General features: G+C 37.2%; 18 protein-coding genes. 6 read left to right on the forward strand and 12 right to left on the reverse strand.

Going from position 1 to position 17,307, the window contains the following annotated elements:
* Positions 1 to 63: 63 nt before the first annotated feature.
* Together ACUL40_RS19020 and ACUL40_RS19025 are read left to right on the forward strand one after the other, a co-directional pair.
* A complete protein-coding gene (locus tag ACUL40_RS19020; RefSeq protein WP_001232212.1) occupies positions 64 to 1,464 on the forward strand; it encodes a M28 family metallopeptidase in 1,401 nt (466 codons plus the stop codon).
* Positions 1,465 to 1,610: 146 nt separating this feature from the next.
* Complete coding sequence (locus ACUL40_RS19025; protein ID WP_000738221.1) at positions 1,611 to 1,985, forward strand: hypothetical protein; 375 nt, start codon at positions 1,611 to 1,613, stop codon at positions 1,983 to 1,985.
* Between the two features lie 26 nt (positions 1,986 to 2,011).
* Here the strand turns inward: ACUL40_RS19025 and ACUL40_RS19030 are convergent, their stop codons facing one another.
* The 5 genes from ACUL40_RS19030 to ACUL40_RS19050 all read right to left on the reverse strand — a co-directional run bounded on the left by ACUL40_RS19030 (position 2,012) and on the right by ACUL40_RS19050 (position 5,999).
* Positions 2,012 to 2,683: an ECF-type sigma factor negative effector gene (locus ACUL40_RS19030; protein ID WP_001001596.1), complete on the reverse strand. Its 672-nt coding sequence runs from the start codon at positions 2,681 to 2,683 to the stop codon at positions 2,012 to 2,014.
* On the reverse strand, positions 2,676 to 2,981 hold the full coding sequence (locus tag ACUL40_RS19035; protein ID WP_445422772.1) for an anti-sigma factor: 306 nt from the start codon (positions 2,979 to 2,981) through the stop codon (positions 2,676 to 2,678). The genes ACUL40_RS19030 and ACUL40_RS19035 overlap by 8 nt, the downstream gene beginning before the upstream one ends.
* A complete protein-coding gene (locus ACUL40_RS19040) occupies positions 2,968 to 3,495 on the reverse strand; it encodes an RNA polymerase sigma factor (RefSeq protein ID WP_000391642.1) in 528 nt (175 codons plus the stop codon). Before ACUL40_RS19040 ends, ACUL40_RS19035 begins: the two co-directional genes overlap by 14 nt.
* Before the next feature lie 396 nt (positions 3,496 to 3,891).
* Entirely contained in the window at positions 3,892 to 5,562 is a 1,671-nt protein-coding gene (gene argS / locus ACUL40_RS19045; protein WP_001086454.1) for an arginine--tRNA ligase, read from the reverse strand.
* Complete coding sequence (locus ACUL40_RS19050) at positions 5,562 to 5,999, reverse strand: DUF1934 domain-containing protein (RefSeq protein ID WP_000414867.1); 438 nt, start codon at positions 5,997 to 5,999, stop codon at positions 5,562 to 5,564. The genes argS and ACUL40_RS19050 overlap by 1 nt, the downstream gene beginning before the upstream one ends.
* Before the next feature lie 202 nt (positions 6,000 to 6,201).
* Between ACUL40_RS19050 and ACUL40_RS19055 the strand changes: the two genes are divergently transcribed.
* On the forward strand, positions 6,202 to 7,188 hold the full coding sequence (locus ACUL40_RS19055) for a S66 family peptidase (RefSeq protein ID WP_000613224.1): 987 nt from the start codon (positions 6,202 to 6,204) through the stop codon (positions 7,186 to 7,188).
* Between the two features lie 25 nt (positions 7,189 to 7,213).
* On the opposite strand, the gene ACUL40_RS19060 is transcribed toward ACUL40_RS19055, so the two are convergent.
* Positions 7,214 to 7,576 (reverse strand): YxeA family protein, encoded by a 363-nt coding sequence (locus tag ACUL40_RS19060; RefSeq protein WP_000779921.1) that lies wholly within the window; start codon positions 7,574 to 7,576, stop codon positions 7,214 to 7,216.
* 233 nt (positions 7,577 to 7,809) lie between these two features.
* On the opposite strand from ACUL40_RS19060, the gene ACUL40_RS19065 reads away from it, so the two are divergent.
* Positions 7,810 to 8,847, forward strand: coding sequence for a PTS sugar transporter subunit IIC (locus ACUL40_RS19065; protein ID WP_000996316.1), 1,038 nt, complete (start codon positions 7,810 to 7,812; stop codon positions 8,845 to 8,847).
* A 427-nt stretch (positions 8,848 to 9,274) separates the two neighbouring features.
* Here the strand turns inward: ACUL40_RS19065 and speB are convergent, their stop codons facing one another.
* The 4 genes from speB to ACUL40_RS19085 form a co-directional block, all read right to left on the reverse strand.
* A complete protein-coding gene (gene speB / locus ACUL40_RS19070; protein WP_001209831.1) occupies positions 9,275 to 10,147 on the reverse strand; it encodes an agmatinase in 873 nt (290 codons plus the stop codon).
* 217 nt (positions 10,148 to 10,364) lie between these two features.
* Entirely contained in the window at positions 10,365 to 11,192 is an 828-nt protein-coding gene (gene speE, locus ACUL40_RS19075; RefSeq protein WP_000424696.1) for a polyamine aminopropyltransferase, read from the reverse strand.
* 186 nt (positions 11,193 to 11,378) lie between these two features.
* Entirely contained in the window at positions 11,379 to 12,542 is a 1,164-nt protein-coding gene (locus ACUL40_RS19080) for an MFS transporter (RefSeq protein WP_000444228.1), read from the reverse strand.
* A 5-nt stretch (positions 12,543 to 12,547) separates the two neighbouring features.
* Positions 12,548 to 12,955, reverse strand: a complete 408-nt coding sequence (locus tag ACUL40_RS19085) for a MerR family transcriptional regulator (protein WP_074047652.1) — start codon at positions 12,953 to 12,955, stop codon at positions 12,548 to 12,550.
* A gap of 152 nt (positions 12,956 to 13,107) precedes the next feature.
* Between ACUL40_RS19085 and ACUL40_RS19090 the strand changes: the two genes are divergently transcribed.
* Positions 13,108 to 13,833 (forward strand): glycerophosphodiester phosphodiesterase, encoded by a 726-nt coding sequence (locus ACUL40_RS19090; protein WP_000042779.1) that lies wholly within the window; start codon positions 13,108 to 13,110, stop codon positions 13,831 to 13,833.
* 100 nt (positions 13,834 to 13,933) lie between these two features.
* Complete coding sequence (locus ACUL40_RS19095; protein WP_000372958.1) at positions 13,934 to 15,985, forward strand: transglycosylase domain-containing protein; 2,052 nt, start codon at positions 13,934 to 13,936, stop codon at positions 15,983 to 15,985.
* Positions 15,986 to 16,019: 34 nt separating this feature from the next.
* Here ACUL40_RS19095 and ACUL40_RS19100 read toward each other — a convergent pair whose 3' ends face one another.
* Together ACUL40_RS19100 and ACUL40_RS19105 are read right to left on the reverse strand one after the other, a co-directional pair.
* Positions 16,020 to 16,529: a YwhD family protein gene (locus ACUL40_RS19100; protein WP_000136678.1), complete on the reverse strand. Its 510-nt coding sequence runs from the start codon at positions 16,527 to 16,529 to the stop codon at positions 16,020 to 16,022.
* A 25-nt stretch (positions 16,530 to 16,554) separates the two neighbouring features.
* Positions 16,555 to 17,229 (reverse strand): site-2 protease family protein, encoded by a 675-nt coding sequence (locus tag ACUL40_RS19105; protein ID WP_000372445.1) that lies wholly within the window; start codon positions 17,227 to 17,229, stop codon positions 16,555 to 16,557.
* Positions 17,230 to 17,307: the final 78 nt, after the last annotated feature.

The following is a 17,307-nucleotide window of genomic DNA, read 5'->3' on the forward strand; positions in this document are numbered from 1 at the left end:
AATAAAGTCATTATCCGTCTTCTTTTGTCAGTCACAGAGAATAGAAGAATAGGAGAGGAAAAAATGAGAAAATCATTGAAACAAAAAATAGTAAGCTCTTTGCTTGCTGTATCACTCGCTGTTAGCTTAGCTCCAATTGGGCAAGCAAAAGCGGATTCCACGTCAGAGGTTACACAAACTCCATCTATTACAAAACAGATTGATCCAAACCGCGCGATTGAACATGTTCGTTTCTTATCTGAAACAATTGGTCCTCGCCCCGGTGGAACAAAATCCGAAGAATGGGCTTCTCGTTACATTGGTATGCAGCTTAAATCAATGGGCTATGACGTAGAATATCAACCATTTCAGGTGCCCGATCAATACGTTGGATTCATTGAATCACCACTATCAACAAAACGTAATTGGCAAGCTGGTGCTGCTCCTAATGCACTCATTTCTACAGAAGCTATTACAGCCCCCCTTATCTTTGTTCAAGGTGGGACAAAATTAGAAGATATTCCAAATGAAGTAAACGGTAAAATTGTTTTATTTGAAAGAGGAACGACAGTTACAGACTATAATAAACAAGTTGAAAATGCTGTTAGCAAAGGTGCAAAAGGTGTTCTTTTATACAGTTTAATTGGCGGACGCGGAAATTATGGACAAACCTTCAATCCCCGCCTAACGAAAAAGCAGTCTATCCCTGTCTTTGGTCTTGCTTATGCGCAAGGAAATGCATTTAAAGAAGAAATCGCTAAAAAAGGGACAACAATTCTTTCCCTAAAAGCGAGACATGAATCTAAATTAACATCTCTAAATGTTATCGCCAAAAAGAAACCAAAAAAGAGTACAGGTAATGAGAAAGCAGTCGTTGTAAGCTCGCACTATGATAGTGTTGTCGGAGCACCTGGCGCAAATGATAATGCTTCTGGAACTGGATTAGTATTAGAACTAGCTCGTGCTTTTCAAAATGTAGAAACTGATAAAGAAATTCGCTTTATTACCTTTGGTTCTGAAGAAACTGGATTACTTGGTTCGGATTATTACGTGAATAGTCTATCCCAGAAAGAACGCGACCGTATTTTAGGTGTCTTTAACGCCGACATGGTTGCAACAAATTATGATAAAGCAAAGAATTTATACGCTATGACACCTGATGGCTCTACAAACTTTGTAACAGACGCTGCCTTGCAAGCAGGTAAACAACTAAATAATGACCTCGTCCTACAAGGTAAATTTGGTTCTAGTGATCATGTTCCATTTGCTGAAGCTGGTATTCCTGCTGCTCTATTCATTTGGATGGGTGTCGATAGTTGGAATCCATTAATCTATCATATTGAGAAGGTATACCATACACCTCAAGATAACGTATTAGAAAACATTTCACCTGAACGAATGAGAATGGCATTAGACGTTATCGGAACAGGAGTTTATAACTCGCTTCAAAAACCTGTTCCTCAAACTGAACAGAAAGCTGCTTAATCATTTAAAAGACCACTGATTTTATCAGTGGTCTTTTATTGAGAAAAAATATATATGCATAAAAGCATATTTTATCCTACCCATTATCGTATACAATATTAATTGTAACAACACCGATTACAACTAATAAGGAGGCTTTTTCTATTATGAAAAAAATGATTTTAGCAGGTGCATTAACTTTAGCAGGAATTACTGGAGCTACTGCGTTTATTCCTGAAACAAAAGTCGCTGCTGCCGCTCAAGAACAAAGCTTTACAAAATTTTATTCTTTGCAAACTGGAGGTAGTTCTGAACAAGAACCTATTTTCCTTCAAAAAGGACAAGAACTAACAATTCATCCTAACAGCAAAACTCCTAGTTACAGTGTTTATGACTCAAATCATAACCTAATTGGACGTTATTCTGATGGTTACGGCCGAATTTTCACTGCAAAAACAGATGGAAATATGTATGTTCAATTTCATGCACCTTACGTTTACTATAGTCCTGTTAGTTTTTCTGTTACTTATACTATTCAATAAAAAAGAGGTCCTTTATAGGGCCCCTTTTATTTCTCTTGCCAATTCACTTTTACGAATCCATCTTTCACTTTTAATCCACTTATATTCAATACATACTCTTCATTTGCTTTTAAAGTAACTGTAAAACTACCTTTTTTCGATTCACAGATTTCCTTTAACTCTTTTATACCTTCTCCTCGTCTTTCATACACGCTAAAGCATAAGTTCCCTCGTTTTGCATCTGTCTCATAAGAAAATGTCACTTCTGTGTCCTTCTCATACTGAAGTTCAATATCTTTACCGGCAATATCCCATGATGAGAATTTCGCCTCGTAACTTGTCTCCCCTTGCTTCTCATTTTCTAAATATATATCTCCTGCTTTCCACGCGTCATCTAACGTTTGTGCAAAAGCAAAACCACTAAGTAATACAAACATTGTACTTGCCAATATCGCAACTAATGTTACTTTCTGTTTTTTAACAAAGTTCATCTTATATTCTCCTTCAACTTTCTTTTTACTTCTTCTTACCATATATAACAAAAAACCGATAAAAAATGGAAATATAACCGCTAAGACACTCCATCCTTTACTCATTTGATGTGCTTTAGCATCTGTATATACCCATGATGCAACACATATTAAAAGTGCTATAAAAGCTAAAAACATCGTCACTCCAGCTACTTCAAATAGTACAAACGGATTAGCGAACTCATTCATGTAATTTATACTCCTTCTTTAAAAATGACTGTATTACAACATATATCGGAATGTATACATGCATCATAATCACAATGGCTATTAACATAGGAATTTTATAATCCAAATGAGTGACAAATTGTTCTATAACAATTGTTAGCAAAACAATCCAAATGGTATGAATACAAATCATCCATTTCCTCTCTAACTTCTGAGCCTTTCGCACGCCCTGCTTCGTGTTATTTATTAGCTCTTCGCTTGGAGTTATCCCTTCTGCTAAACTGCTCTTTATTTTCTGTTCAAATTTATCTTCCTTCATGAACGAACCCCTCCAAATGTTCTCGCATTTTCTTTTTCCCATAATTAAGCCGATACTTTACCGTACCAATCGGTATATTTAATATTTCGCTCATTTCTTTATAAGAGTATTGTTCATAATAGTAGAGTACGAGCACGGTTTTATATTTTTCATTCAATAGCTGTATAACTTCCCGTATCATTTCCGCTTCCACTTTTTGAATAAATTCTTCTGATATATTCACATCATCTGCGAAATCTATTTCTCCACCATCCTCTTTATGAAACAAATCCAATATTCGATCTTTCCACCTTTTTTTCTTACGATAAAAATCATAAAACGTACGAACACAAATTGTAGTAATCCATTTTTTATAATTCTCCACGTAAGAAAGTTGGTGCCGCGATGAAAAAACTTTTATCCATGTCTCTTGAAAAATATCTTCCGCGTCTTCTTTCGTCTTTGCTAACTTATAGCATAAGGAATATATTTGCTTCTTATATATATCAATTAATTCTTCTACCTTTTCTTCCATCATAAGCCTCCTGTCATTTATATAAGACGACGCAAATTCCCTTTTTGTTTGATAAAATTTTATTTTTTATTATCTCCACATAAAAAGGCAATCACAACATCGTGTGATTGCCTTTTATTTAAAAACGAAAGTCCGCTTCCGCTTTTCTTTATGTCCAGCTCTGCCTCCTAGCCCCTTCTGTCTAAGAACCTTCCCCACTAGAAGATAAAATGCATCTTCTGTGGGAAAGAACCTTAGCCTTCGGGACTAAACAGTCGGCTCCGCTTTTCTTTATTGCCTAGCTCCAGCGGCTAGAATACTCGGTGGCTTCGCGCCTTCCTCCGAGGCAAAGTACGCCTCTCTGTCAGGAGCTCCATCCCCCTCCTATTCTAAACGAGCCGCTTCCGCTTTTCTTAATTACATTTTTTCTGGTGCAGATACTCCTACGATTGCTAATGCATTTTGAAGTGTAGTGCGTACTGCTTTCATTAACTCGTAACGAGCTTTACTTAATTCTAAATTATCTTGGTTTAATACTTTTTCTGCATTGTAGAAGCTGTGTAATGTTGCTGCTAATTCAAATGCATAGTTTGTAATACGGTGTGGTAGACGTTTTTGTGCTGCATCCGCAACTACCGCTGGGAATTCACCAAGTTTTTTCAGTAACTCTACTTCTTTTTCAGAAGTAACAAGTTTGTAGTTAACGTCTCCGCCTGTAGCTAATCCTAATTCTTCACCTTGGCGAAGGATGCTGCATACGCGAGCGTGAGCGTATTGTGCATAGTATACTGGGTTTTCATTAGATTTTGATACAGCTAAGTCCATATCGAAGTCTAAATGAGAGTCACCGCTACGCATTGCGAAGAAGTAACGCATTGCGTCCACGCCTACTTCTTCCATAAGCTCACGAAGTGTAACTGCTTTACCCGTACGCTTACTCATCTTCATTTTTTCACCATTTTGGTATAGTTGTACCATTTGGATGATTTCTACTTCAAGCGTGTCTTTATCGTAACCAAGTGCTTGAATAGCAGCTTTCATACGTGGGATATAACCGTGATGGTCAGCACCCCAAATGTTAATTAACTTATCGAAACCACGCTCTAATTTATCACGATGATACGCGATATCTGGCGTTAAGTATGTGTAAGAACCGTCATTTTTAATTAATACACGGTTTTTATCGTCACCGTAAGTCATTGAACGGAACCAAGTTGCACCGTCTTCTTCAAAGATCTCGTCGCGCTCTTTTAATACAGCAAGTGCTTGATCAATTTTCCCGTTTTTGTATAATGATGTTTCTGAGAACCATACATCAAATTTAACGCGGAAGCTTTCTAAGTCTTTTTGAAGTTTTGCTAATTCATATTTTAAACCGTACTCACGGTAGAATTCATAGCTTTCTTTTTCATCAGCTTTCGCATAACGATCACCGAATTCTTCTGCTAAACGTTTACCAATTCCAATGATATCCGCACCATGGTATCCGTCTTCTGGCATTTCTTTTTCTAAGCCTAAAGCTTGCATGTAACGAGCTTCAACAGAAAGAGCTAAGTTATGAATTTGGTTACCAGCGTCATTAATGTAGTACTCACGAGATACATCGTATCCTGCTTTTGCTAATAGGTTACATAAAGTGTCACCTACTGCCGCACCTCGTGCATGTCCTAAGTGAAGGTCACCTGTTGGATTCGCAGATACGAACTCAACTTGTACTTTTTCACCTTTACCAGTATTCGTTTCACCGTAAGCTTCACCAGCGTTTACGATTGTTGGAATTAAATCTGTTAAGTAGCTATTATCCATATAGAAGTTAATAAAACCAGGACCAGCGATTTCGATTTTTTCAATAGAAGCTTTTGCTTTATCGAAGTTTGCAACTAGTTCTTCTGCAATCATACGAGGTGCTTTTTTCGCAACGCGTGCAAGTTGCATTGCCATATTTGTAGAGAAGTCACCATTTGTTTTATCTTTTGGAGATTCTAATACAACGTTTGGAATTTGTTCTTCTGTCGCTAATTCTGCCTTTAATACAGCAGCCTGAATTTCTTCTTTAATCAATCCTTTTACCTGTTCTAAGGAATTCATTATTTTGCCTCCTTCAAATTAATTGTAATAGTATATCTGCCAGCTTCTTGTTCACTTAGAAGCAATGCGTACGTTAAGAAGAGTTGTCCTTTTTTCTTTTCATCCGACCATTTAAAAAGAACGTTATCAGTCTTTGTTTGCAATGCAAACGTACCAAGTTCACTCGTATACGTACCAGTTGTCCATTCACCTTTCACATGCGTCTGACGCATAGAAACAGCACCTGAACGCATAATGAGAACTTGTTCATCTTGAATTTTAATAATTGTTTTCACTTCGCCTTGTTCGTTCGGCTCCTGGAATGTTACATATGTACCTTGACCTTTTACATAGTATTGACCATTTGCTTCAAAAGCAACGGTTTCCTTCCTCGCCCCTTCACGGATTTCTGTTACGAAATGAACGTGTACCGGCAAGCCTGCAAGTTGTTTCTCCACGTCTTGCACACCTTTCAAATGTTATAGATATTAAATACTACTTATAATAAATCACTTTTCCTATCATATCAAAAAAAGACTCTGTCTGTCTGCTGAAAAATCAGGAAAACTCCATTTCAAAAAATAATTCACTTCTACTTTATTTCATATGATAAAATATTTTTTAAATCTAAATATTCTTTCAATTGAAGAGGTGAATGTAGTGATACCAACAAAGTTAAAAAAGGGTGCTGAAATACGAGTGATTTCACCATCGTGTAGTTTAAGTATTGTTTCAAATGAAAATAGAAAACTTGCTATAAAAAGATTAACTGACATGGGCTTTCAAGTTACATTCTCAAAATATGCTGATGAGATAGATCGATTTGCTTCCTCCTCTATTTCTTCCCGCATTCAAGACCTCCATGAAGCATTTCGAGACTCTAATGTAAAAGCTATTTTGACTACACTTGGCGGATACAACTCAAATGGTTTATTGAAACATCTCGATTATGATTTAATTCGTGAAAATCCGAAATTTTTCTGTGGTTATTCTGATATTACTGCCTTAAATAATGCAATTTACGCAAAAACAGGGCTTGTTACATATTCAGGACCCCATTTCTCTTCGTTTGGAATGGAGAAAGGGCTCGGGTATACAACCGATTACTTTTTAAAGTGCTTAACTTCTAATGAGCCTATTGAAGTCCTTCCATCTGAAACATGGAGCGATGATTCTTGGTATATAGATCAGGAAAATCGAGAATTTATTAAAAATGAAGGATATGTTTCAATTCAAGAAGGAGAAGCTACGGGAGATATTATCGGTGGCAATATGAGCACATTTAACTTACTGCAAGGTACACCATATATGCCAAATTTAAAGGAGAAAATTTTATTTATTGAAGAAGATAGTTTAACTGGAACATCTACTCTTAAAACTTTTGATCGTTATTTACATTCCCTTATGCAGCAGCAAGGTTTTGAATACATAAAGGGAATCGTTATAGGAAAGATGCAAAAAGGTGCAGAATGTACGATAGAAGACATTCAAGAAATGATTGCTTCAAAACCTGAACTTGCACATATCCCTATCATTGCAAACGCAAGTTTCGGGCATACAACCCCGATTTTCACTTTTCCAATTGGTGGACATGCAAAAATTATTTCTCACAAAGAGAAGACATCTATCACTATTTTAACGTACTAAAAAAGGAGCGAATGAGTCGCTCCTTTTATGGTTTTTCTATTTTTTCCAACGCTTTTTGCGGAATGGATTCTTTCGGGATTTCAGCCCATCCTTTTCCTTGCATACCTTTTGCATAAATTTTTATAAACGCCCCCGTATGCAATTCACGGTTCATCATTCTTTTAATAACTTGTAACTTTCCATCTTCTGTATACCCTTTAAAAGTATACAAGTATTCTCCGTCTTTTTTCTCACCTTTATCTATAACCGCATAATAATCTTGTATTTCTTTATTTGAAAAGAAGTTGTCTACAAAAGCATGTACACCTTCTGTTTTTGTGTTCAAATAATACGCTGTTCCACCTAGAATAATGGCGAATACAGCTAAAACTTTAATTACCAATTTCATACATGAACCTCCTGTTTGCACTTCTTTCTCGCTAGTATTATATCTATACTTGTATTATACGGAAAAGAGCATACTATACTCTATCTAAAAGTCTTACACTTTCCTTACATTATTGTAAGGGATTTTTTCTTACAACCAGTTCCCAAGAAAAAATTTTTCCGTTTCATACACTTTTATATTATTATTGAATGATACGAATTTTTATTACAAAAATCAAAGGAGACAGTTTTCAAATGGCTATCTTGCAAGGTTTAGCACTATTACTTGTTGTACTTTGTCTATTTACACTTTTCAGTTACCGTGCGCCTTACGGAATGAAGGCGATGGGCGCTTTAGCTAATGCAGCAATTGCAAGTTTTCTTATTGAAGCATTTCACCGTTATATAGGTGGAGAAATGTTTCATAATGACTTTTTACAATCAGTAGGAGAAGCTTCCGGTAGTATGAGCGGTGTCGCAGCAGCGATTTTAGTCGCATTAGCAATCGGTGTTTCCCCCGTATATGCTGTTTTAATTGGTATCGCTACTAGTGGATTTGGTATTTTACCAGGATTTTTCGCTGGATACGTTTGTGCCTTCGTCGTGAAATTTCTCGAAAAGAAATTACCAGCTGGTGTGGAATTTTTAGCAATCCTATTTATCGCTGCACCAATCTCACGCGGAATGGCAATGCTTATGGATCCGCTCGTTAACGCCACACTTGGTAAAATCGGTTCTATGATTTCAGTTGCAACTACAGAAAGTCCTATCATTATGGGTATTATGCTTGGTGGATTAATAACAGTTATTTCTACCTCTCCACTGAGTTCTATGGCACTAACTGCAATGCTTGGATTAACAGGTTTACCAATGGCAATTGGTAGTCTGGCTGTAGCAGCTTCAGCCCCAATGAACTTTATTTTCTTTAAACGCTTAAAAATTTGTTCAAAGAAAGATACAATTGCTGTAGCAATCGAGCCTTTAACACAAGCCGATGTTGTTTCAGCAAATCCGATTCCAATTTATGCGACAAACTTCGTTGGCGGTGCACTTGCTGGTATTATTACCTCTCTGTTCCAGCTCGTTAATAATGCACCAGGAACAGCATCACCAATCCCAGGACTTCTTGTCTTATTCGGATTTAATGACGTTGTAAAAGTAACAATTGCTGCTATATTATGTGGGATCGTTACCACTATTGTCGGATACATCGGATCTATTGTGTTCCATAAATATCCGATCCGCTCTGCTGATGAAATTCGCGGAGTTACTTCGGAAGAGAAGGTTGCATAAGAAAAAGAGCTATTCCCATCGTTTAGGAATAGCTCTTTTTTGTGTCGCGTAACAGTAAATGAAATTATATCGGCGGTTTTTTAATATATCAGCGCAACTCGAATTATATCGGCGATTTTTTTAATATATCGACTTACCGACACATAACGAAAAAATAAGAGCCCTCTAATCATATAGAGGGCTTTTATTTTATCTAGCTGCAGTGGCTAGAATGATCGGTGGCTTCGCTTCTTCCTTCGAGGCAAAAAGAGCCTCTACGTCTGAAGCTCCATCCCCCTCACATTCTGAGCGAGCCGCTTCCGCTTTTATTTCTATCCAGTTACGCCTCCTAGACCCTTGCGTCTAAGAACCTTCCCTGCCAAAAGGTAAAAAGCACCTTTTGCAGGAAAGAACCTTAGTCACCGGGTCTAAACAGTCGGCTTCACTTTTATTTTACCCAACCGAGCAGCATTTCCCGCACGAATTTGCTTGCTGCGACTGGTGTTTGATCACTATGGTCGTAGACTGGAGCTACTTCTACCAAGTCTGCTCCAACTACATTTATATTTGAATTTGCAATTGCTACGATGGAATCTAATAATTCTTTAGATGTGATACCGCCAGCTTCTAACGTTCCTGTTCCTGGAGCGTGAGCTGGGTCTAATACATCAATGTCGATTGTGACATAGACTGGGCGGCCAGCAAGTTTCGGTAATACTTCTTTTAACGGTTCTAATACGTCAAATTTGTATAAGTTCATACCTACTTCTTTCGCCCATTCAAATTCTTCCTTCATTCCAGAACGAATTCCGAAAGAATATACGTTTTCCGGACCAATTAAATCACACACTTTACGAATTGGTGTAGAGTGGGATAAAGGCTCCCCTTCATACGATTCACGTAAATCAGTATGAGCATCCATGTGGATGATTGCTAAATCCGGATATTTTTTTGCCATTGCCTTAAAAATTGGCCAAGACACTAGGTGCTCACCGCCGAGACCTAGTGGAAACTTATCGGCATCTAAAAGTTTTGATACATACTCTTCAATCATGTCTAAGCTGCGTTGTGCGTTTCCGAATGGTAATGGGATATCACCCGCATCAAAATATTTTACCTCTTCTAGTTCACGATCTAAATACGGGCTATATTCTTCAAGACCGATTGATACTTCACGAATACGTGCAGGGCCAAAACGAGATCCCGGACGGTAACTTACTGTCCAATCCATAGGCATCCCATAAATAACTACCTTTGACTCTTCAAAACTTGGATGACTTTTAATAAATACTTTACCTGAATAAGCTTCATCAAAACGCATATTCTTTTCCTCCTTATGTGGAACTTAAGGTATCCCAACCTTTCACTATTTCTCAAATTTGGAGCGAATTGCTCCTCTTTCTCGATTTACCGGGTCTTCTTTTTAACAACAAGAAGACGATTTTCTCTACAGAAGTGTAAGTAGCTAGCATGTTCAAGTCTTCTGGACAAACACCTTAAATGAGCTACTTACACTTTATTTGTTTGATACAATTCTCTTACTTAATTAAATCGCCAACAAATTTCGGTAATGCGAATGCTGCATTGTGTAATTCTTTTGTGTAGTATTTCGTTTCGATTTCGTGGAAACGCTCTTCACTTACTTCTAATGGATCATGTTTTTTAGATCCAATTGTGAACGTCCAAAGACCACTTGGGTAAGTTGGAATGTTTGCTGTGTATAAACGAGTGATTGGGAAGATCTCTTTTACGTCTTTAAACACAGTTGTAATTAACTCTGGTGTGAACCAAGGGTTGTCCGTTTGTGCAACGAAAATACCATCTTCTTTTAACGCTTTTGAAATTCCAGCGTAGAAGCCTTTTGTAAATAGGTTTACTGCTGGTCCTACTGGCTCAGTAGAATCTACCATAATTACATCGTATTCATTTTCGCTTTCTGCGATATGTAGGAAACCGTCTCCTACTTTTACTTCTACACGCTCATTATCTAATGCGCCTGCAATTGATGGTAAGTATTGTTTAGAGTACTCAATTACTTTTCCATCGATTTCAACAAGAGTTGCTTTCTTTACACTTGGGTGTTTTAACACTTCACGAATAACACCACCATCACCGCCACCAACAACTAATACGTTTTCAGGGTTTGGATGTGTAAATAAAGGTACGTGCGCTACCATTTCGTGATAAACGAACTCGTCCTTTTCTGTTGTCATAACCATGCCATCTAAAATAAGCATGTTTCCGAACTCTTCCGTTTCAACCATATCAAGTTTTTGGAATTCTGTTTGCTCCGTATGTAATGTGCGGTTAATACGCGCCGTAATCCCAAAATGTTTTGTTTGTTTTTCAGTGAACCATAGTTCCATCGTACAATCACGCCTTTCAATGCAAATTTATAATAGGGACATCATTAATGTCCCCTAACAAAAATAAAACAAAACATCCAAAATGTATAGTTAAAAGTACAAAAATACCGAAAATATATTTTAGTCAGAGGGTTCTAACATATGTGCGGAAAGGGTTTGCACCGTAAAAGGAAAGAAAACCCTTTCTTAAGAAAGGGCTTTTGTCTCTATTTCTACTGGTTTACGAATTGGAATTAGGATCATAATACAACCAACTAACACCACAATTCCACCTACTAAAAACGGACTTTGTGGTGAAACAGTATGACCGATAATTCCTGATAAAATCGGAGCAATCGCACCACCTAACCAACGAACAAAGTTATAAACACCTGACGTAACAGATCTTTCATAAGGTGAAATATCCATTACATAACTTGTGTATAATGCATTGTTTAAGCCAGACGCCAATCCTGATAAAACGATAAGAGTAATTTGTAACCACATAATTTTCACAAAGAATAGTGCAATTAAGAAAATCGCAAATACGAGTAAACTACCCTTCAATAATGTTTTTGGTTCATATTTCCCTTCTAGCTTATGTGCTAAAATTGCAGAACCGTAAGCTAACGCGAGTCCCCATCCGCAAAATACAAAGCCTAATTGAATAGCTGATAAATGCATAATAAGTGGTGAATATGCTAACACGACAAAAAATCCGTAGTAGTATAGCATCCCTGAAATGGCACCTTGCATAAATGGTTTATACTTCACCAGGTTAAGTAATTCCCCTACGCCAGCAGCCTTACGCTTCACTTTTCGTTCTGGTTCTTTTACAAAAAAGAATACTAAAATAAATGCTAAGAAAATTAAAATACTCGTCGCGAAAAACGGATAACGCCAAGAATGACCACCTAATATCCCACCTAATAACGGTCCGCCAGCCATACCTAAGCCGATAGCTGCTTCGTATAATCCTACTGCTTCATGAACTTCTTTACTTAATGCAATCAATAAAGTCATCGCCGTCGCGAAGAACATCGCATTCCCTAATCCCCATCCAGCGCGGAAAAGAGATAATTGAGCAATCGTTTGTGACATACCACATATAAACGCAAATACAGTCACAATCGCAAGACCGATTGTCATCATCCGTTTATCACCAAATCTCGATGCAAATATACCAGCTGGTAACATCATAATTGCCATCGTTAAAATATAAGCGGTAAATAACATTTCAACTTGCCAATGCGATGCACCAATTTTCTCTGCAATAATCGGCAAAATTGGGTCGACTACTCCTATACCCGAAAAGGCAAGGAAGGTAGCCACCACTGTAATCAATCTCCCTAGTTTTTGTTTGCTCTCCATTTTGATTACTCTCCTTTTGTGCTCTCTAAAAATGTTATTGCACGATGTAAACTATCTTCTAGTTCTGCCTTTACACGTTGCATTTGCTCCATTTTTTCGTCTAACGTTTGCACTTGTTTTTCAAGCATATCTTTAATTTCTTGAATCACTTCACGATCACGAGGATTTTCGCTATTTCTTCTTTGCTCCATTCTTTCTTTTAGTGATAAGAAATGCTGCATTTCTTGAAGTGTGATTCCTAGCACTTCTTTCGCTTCTACAATTCTTTTAATTCTGGCAATATCCTCATCCGTATACAGACGGATATTTCCCTCACTACGTTCTGGGGGATGAATTAAACCAATTTCCTCATAATAACGAAGTGTACGTTTTGTTAAACCGACTTGCTTTGTTACTTCATCAATTTTATACATGTTTATTCCTCCCTTCACTTGATTATTACATTTTACGTTAACGTTAACTTTTCTGCAACTGTTAGACTTTTGTAAATGTTTGTCATATTCAATTGTATTTTCCCTAAAGCAGTTTCATAATAAAAGAAAAGAGATAATAAGGAGAATTTCACATGAGTAAACCACTTATTTTCGCTCACCGCGGAGTAAAAGGAACACATCCCGAAAATACGATGATTGCCTTCCAAGAAGCAGAACGCATTGGTGCTCACGGAATTGAACTCGATGTCCACTTATCAAAAGATGGTGAACTTGTCGTAATTCACGATGAAACCGTCGATCGTACAACAAATGGCGTTGGACTTGTTTCTGAAAAAACGGTAGAGGAACTACAATTATTGGACGCTGGTAGCTATAAAGACCCTTCTTTCCATGAAGCAAAAATCCCAACGTTGCGTGAGGTTTTCATTTGGCTTTCCACAACGAACTTACAACTAAATATTGAATTAAAGACAGATGTTATTCATTACCCAAATATTGAGGAAAAAGCTGTTGCACTTGTGCGTGAATATCATCTTTCTAATCAAATTGTATTTTCATCATTTAACCATGACTCTGTTTCATTATTAGCAGAAATTGCTCCTGAAATCCCAAGAGCAATTTTATATGATACACCACTTACTGATCCAATTTCCGAAGCAAAACATAGAGAAGCAAGTGGATTACATCCAAACTTCCAGTTATTAACGAAAGAATTTGTGCAGTTAGCACAAGAGCAAGGATATGTTTTCCGTCCATATACAATTAACGAATACAAAGATTTACAAACTATGATTGATTATGGTGTAGATGTCATCATTACCGATTGGCCAGCACGTGCCTTTGAGCTCCTTTCTTAATGGAAGGAGCTTTTTATTTTCGAAATTTCATTGTTTAAAATAAACGAAAACCCTCAATACTAATACAATAACGCTTGTATTAATGAGGGGCTGAAAAAAGATGGATCAAACTATGAATCCAAAACTTAAAAAATATAAACGTCTTTTCTTCACCGCAATGTTTTCGTGCGTCCTTTTCTTCGTTTTTTCTTTTTTTGTTATTATTATAGTTGCAAAAATTATGGGACCTCCTCCTGTTGCGGTTCCGCAAACAAGCGTCTTTTACGCAAACGATGATACTGTTATTGGACAAAGTAACGAAATTCAAAAACGTTACAATGTCTCTCTTAATGAAATTTCACCTTATGTAAAAGAAGCGACCCTTTCTATTGAAGATCAAAGATTTTATAAACATCACGGCTTCGATGTGAAACGGATTGCAGGTGCAATTGTTGCTGATTTAAAAGCGATGGCAAAGGTACAAGGAGCTAGTACAATTACACAACAATACGCGCGTAATCTGTATTTAGATCATGATAAAACGTGGAAACGAAAATTATTAGAGGCAATGTACACTATCCGCCTTGAAGTAAACTATAATAAAAATCATATTTTAGAAGGATATTTAAATACAATTTATTACGGACATGGCGCTTATGGCATCGAAGCTGCGTCCCGTCTATATTTCGATAAAACGGCAAAAGAGTTAACATTAGCAGAAGCTAGTATGCTGGCAGGTATCCCGAAAGGGCCAAGTGTCTATTCTCCCTTTTTGAAAGAGGATCGCGCTAAAGGACGACAAGCTCTCATATTAGATGAAATGGTGAAGCAAGGATATATTACGAAGCAACAAGCAACCTTAGCGAAGAAAGAGACACTAACTTTTGCCTCATTAGATACGAAAAAAGTAGCAGAGGTCGCACCATATTTCCAAGATGCTGTACAAGCTTCGCTTCTTCGTGATGTTGGATTAGACGAACAAGCTTTACAACGAGGTGGCTTACGAATTTATACAACGCTAGACCCTAAACTACAAGCTGTAGCAGAACAAGCTGTAAAAGATCATATACCTGACACAACAAACATACAAACTGCTCTCGTCTCTATGAATCCAACGACAGGTGAAGTGGCTGCTCTTGTTGGTGGAACTGATTATAATATGAGTCAATTTAACAGGGCTACACAAGCTGTTCGTCAGCCTGGTTCTACATTTAAGCCATTTCTATATTATGCGGCATTAGAACGAGGATTCACGCCTGCTACGCGCTTAAAAAGCGAATATACTGTATTCACCCTAGGTGACGGCGTTTCAAAGTATAAACCGAAGAACTATAAAGATTATTATGCAGATGATTTCGTAACGATGGCACAAGCTCTCGCAGTCTCTGATAACATTTATGCTGTGAAAACGAATTTGTTTTTAGGAGATGACACGCTAGCAAAAACAGCGAAACAATTTGGAATTAAAAGTGCATTAAAAGATGTGCCTTCTCTAGCTCTCGGTACATCACCAGTAAAACCAATTGAAATGGTTAACGCTTATAGCATGTTCGCAAACGGTGGAAAAGAAGTAAAACCTACTTTCATTCGCCGCATTATGGATCATGAAGGAAATATATTATACGATGCTCATTTAGAGAGTAAACAAGTTCTCGACAAGAGCAAAGCGTTTGTAATGGAAGAAATGATGACTGGTATGTTTAATAAGAAACTAAGCAGTTATGCTGCTGTAACTGGCCAATCGATGTTATCAAAATTATCAAGAACATATGCCGGCAAATCTGGTTCTACTGAAACGGATAGTTGGATGATCGGATTTACTCCGCAAATCGTAACAGGTGTATGGGTCGGATATGATCAACCTAAATCTATTTCAAATGTAGCAGAACAGGGGTATGCGAAGAAAATATGGACTGATACGATGGAGAAGGGCTTAGATGGACAGCCTAAAAAAGAATTTAAACAACCAAGTGACGTCGTAGCGGTTAATATCAATCCAGAGAACGGTAAAATTGCTACAAAAAATTGTCCTATTTCTGTGAAAATGTATTTCGCTAAAGGTACCGAACCGACTGAATATTGTATGGATCACGTCGATGATAAAGAAGAATTTGAAAAAACGACTGAAGAAAAGAAAAAAACAAGTTGGTGGAAAAAATATCTTCCTTGGTAAAAAAAATAGCTGACGGGCATCCGTCAGCTATTTTTTATTCACTTAATAATGCACGGCGCAATTCTTCACTAGATTCGTTCCAAATCGCTTCATTATGTTCTTTCAAGAACGTACCAAGTACCTTTTTAGATGATTCATCCATATGGTCAACCATAATGTGACGCTTCAATGATTTATCCATTTTATTTACGTGTTCTGGAAGTGATTTATATCCGCGGCGAATCTCACGGTCAACTGTCATTTCACAAGCTGTTACACCTGCATAATACGCACCTGTCGCAGTTCTTTCAATTGTTACCCAAACAAGCCAAAATGGTTTTCCATTTGGAACTTCATCTTTATTTGTTAAAAACTTAATACCTTTTTCTACTGTACTACGCGCATGCATCGCACCGATATCAACGAATGCAGTCTTCTCTAGTACATCAACAAATACAGGTGAAATGTTTTCTAAGCTTAATGCTCCAACACCAAATCCACCATGTCCATCTGTTGAATCATTTTTCACGATATTAAAACCGATTTTTTTCTTTTTCTCTGTCATATGTAAAATCCTCCTCACTTAAAAATTATAAAAGGCCAAAAATAGGCGCAATGATGCTGTCTAAAAATACAAATACATGCGGAATAACTACCTGGAAAATAGGTTGAATTGTGTAATTACTAAGCGGTGTAATAACGAGAATTAATAACGCAATTGCCCCGTATTTTTCATACTGTGTCATTTTTGCGCGAATATTTGCTGGCGCTAAATCTTCCACTACGCGATACCCATCAAGTGGCGGGATCGGTAATAAGTTAAATACAAGTAAAACGATATTCAGCATAATAAAAATCTGGAAAAATTGAGCTAACGTATCTGCCACTGCAGATGGAATTGAGTATAATACACCAAATTTTAATAAGCTATACCAAATAATTAAACCAATTGCACTCAAAATTAAGTTACTAATCGGCCCTGCAATTGAAACTAATATACCTGCCAGACGCGGTCTTTTAAAGTTATATGGATTAACAGGAACTGGTCTTGCCCAACCGAATCCAAGAATTAATACTGCAATCAAACCGATAGGGTCTAAATGGGCCATCGGTGATAACGTTAAACGCCCTTGTCTCTTTGCTGTATCGTCCCCAAATTTATATGCAACATATGCATGTGCAAATTCATGAACGGATAGTGCAATAATAATTGCCATTGCTACTAACGGAATTTCGTGCAATGGATATCTAAATAACTGATCCATACTTCATCTCCTCTTCCATATGTCAAAAAAAGAAATTATTTGTTTTTTCGATTGTTCTTCCCCATAATCCGCTATAAT

It is taken from the genome of Bacillus sp. KNSH39, assembly GCF_052656585.1.

Bases quoted from the DNA above. Each gene is read 5' to 3' on its own strand.
- ACUL40_RS19020 (WP_001232212.1), top strand. From the start codon at position 64: ATGAGAAAATCATTGAAACAAAAAATAGTAAGCTCTTTGCTTGCTGTA.
- ACUL40_RS19025 (WP_000738221.1), top strand. From the start codon at position 1,611: ATGAAAAAAATGATTTTAGCAGGTGCATTAACTTTAGCAGGAATTACT.
- ACUL40_RS19030 (WP_001001596.1), bottom strand. From the start codon at position 2,683: ATGAATGAGTTCGCTAATCCGTTTGTACTATTTGAAGTAGCTGGAGTG.
- ACUL40_RS19035 (WP_445422772.1), bottom strand. From the start codon at position 2,981: ATGAAGGAAGATAAATTTGAACAGAAAATAAAGAGCAGTTTAGCAGAA.
- ACUL40_RS19040 (WP_000391642.1), bottom strand. From the start codon at position 3,495: ATGGAAGAAAAGGTAGAAGAATTAATTGATATATATAAGAAGCAAATA.
- argS (WP_001086454.1), bottom strand. From the start codon at position 5,562: ATGAATTCCTTAGAACAGGTAAAAGGATTGATTAAAGAAGAAATTCAG.
- ACUL40_RS19060 (WP_000779921.1), bottom strand. From the start codon at position 7,576: ATGAAATTGGTAATTAAAGTTTTAGCTGTATTCGCCATTATTCTAGGT.
- ACUL40_RS19065 (WP_000996316.1), top strand. From the start codon at position 7,810: ATGGCTATCTTGCAAGGTTTAGCACTATTACTTGTTGTACTTTGTCTA.
- speB (WP_001209831.1), bottom strand. From the start codon at position 10,147: ATGCGTTTTGATGAAGCTTATTCAGGTAAAGTATTTATTAAAAGTCAT.
- speE (WP_000424696.1), bottom strand. From the start codon at position 11,192: ATGGAACTATGGTTCACTGAAAAACAAACAAAACATTTTGGGATTACG.
- ACUL40_RS19080 (WP_000444228.1), bottom strand. From the start codon at position 12,542: ATGGAGAGCAAACAAAAACTAGGGAGATTGATTACAGTGGTGGCTACC.
- ACUL40_RS19085 (WP_074047652.1), bottom strand. From the start codon at position 12,955: ATGTATAAAATTGATGAAGTAACAAAGCAAGTCGGTTTAACAAAACGT.
- ACUL40_RS19090 (WP_000042779.1), top strand. From the start codon at position 13,108: ATGAGTAAACCACTTATTTTCGCTCACCGCGGAGTAAAAGGAACACAT.
- ACUL40_RS19095 (WP_000372958.1), top strand. From the start codon at position 13,934: ATGGATCAAACTATGAATCCAAAACTTAAAAAATATAAACGTCTTTTC.
- ACUL40_RS19100 (WP_000136678.1), bottom strand. From the start codon at position 16,529: ATGACAGAGAAAAAGAAAAAAATCGGTTTTAATATCGTGAAAAATGAT.
- ACUL40_RS19105 (WP_000372445.1), bottom strand. From the start codon at position 17,229: ATGGATCAGTTATTTAGATATCCATTGCACGAAATTCCGTTAGTAGCA.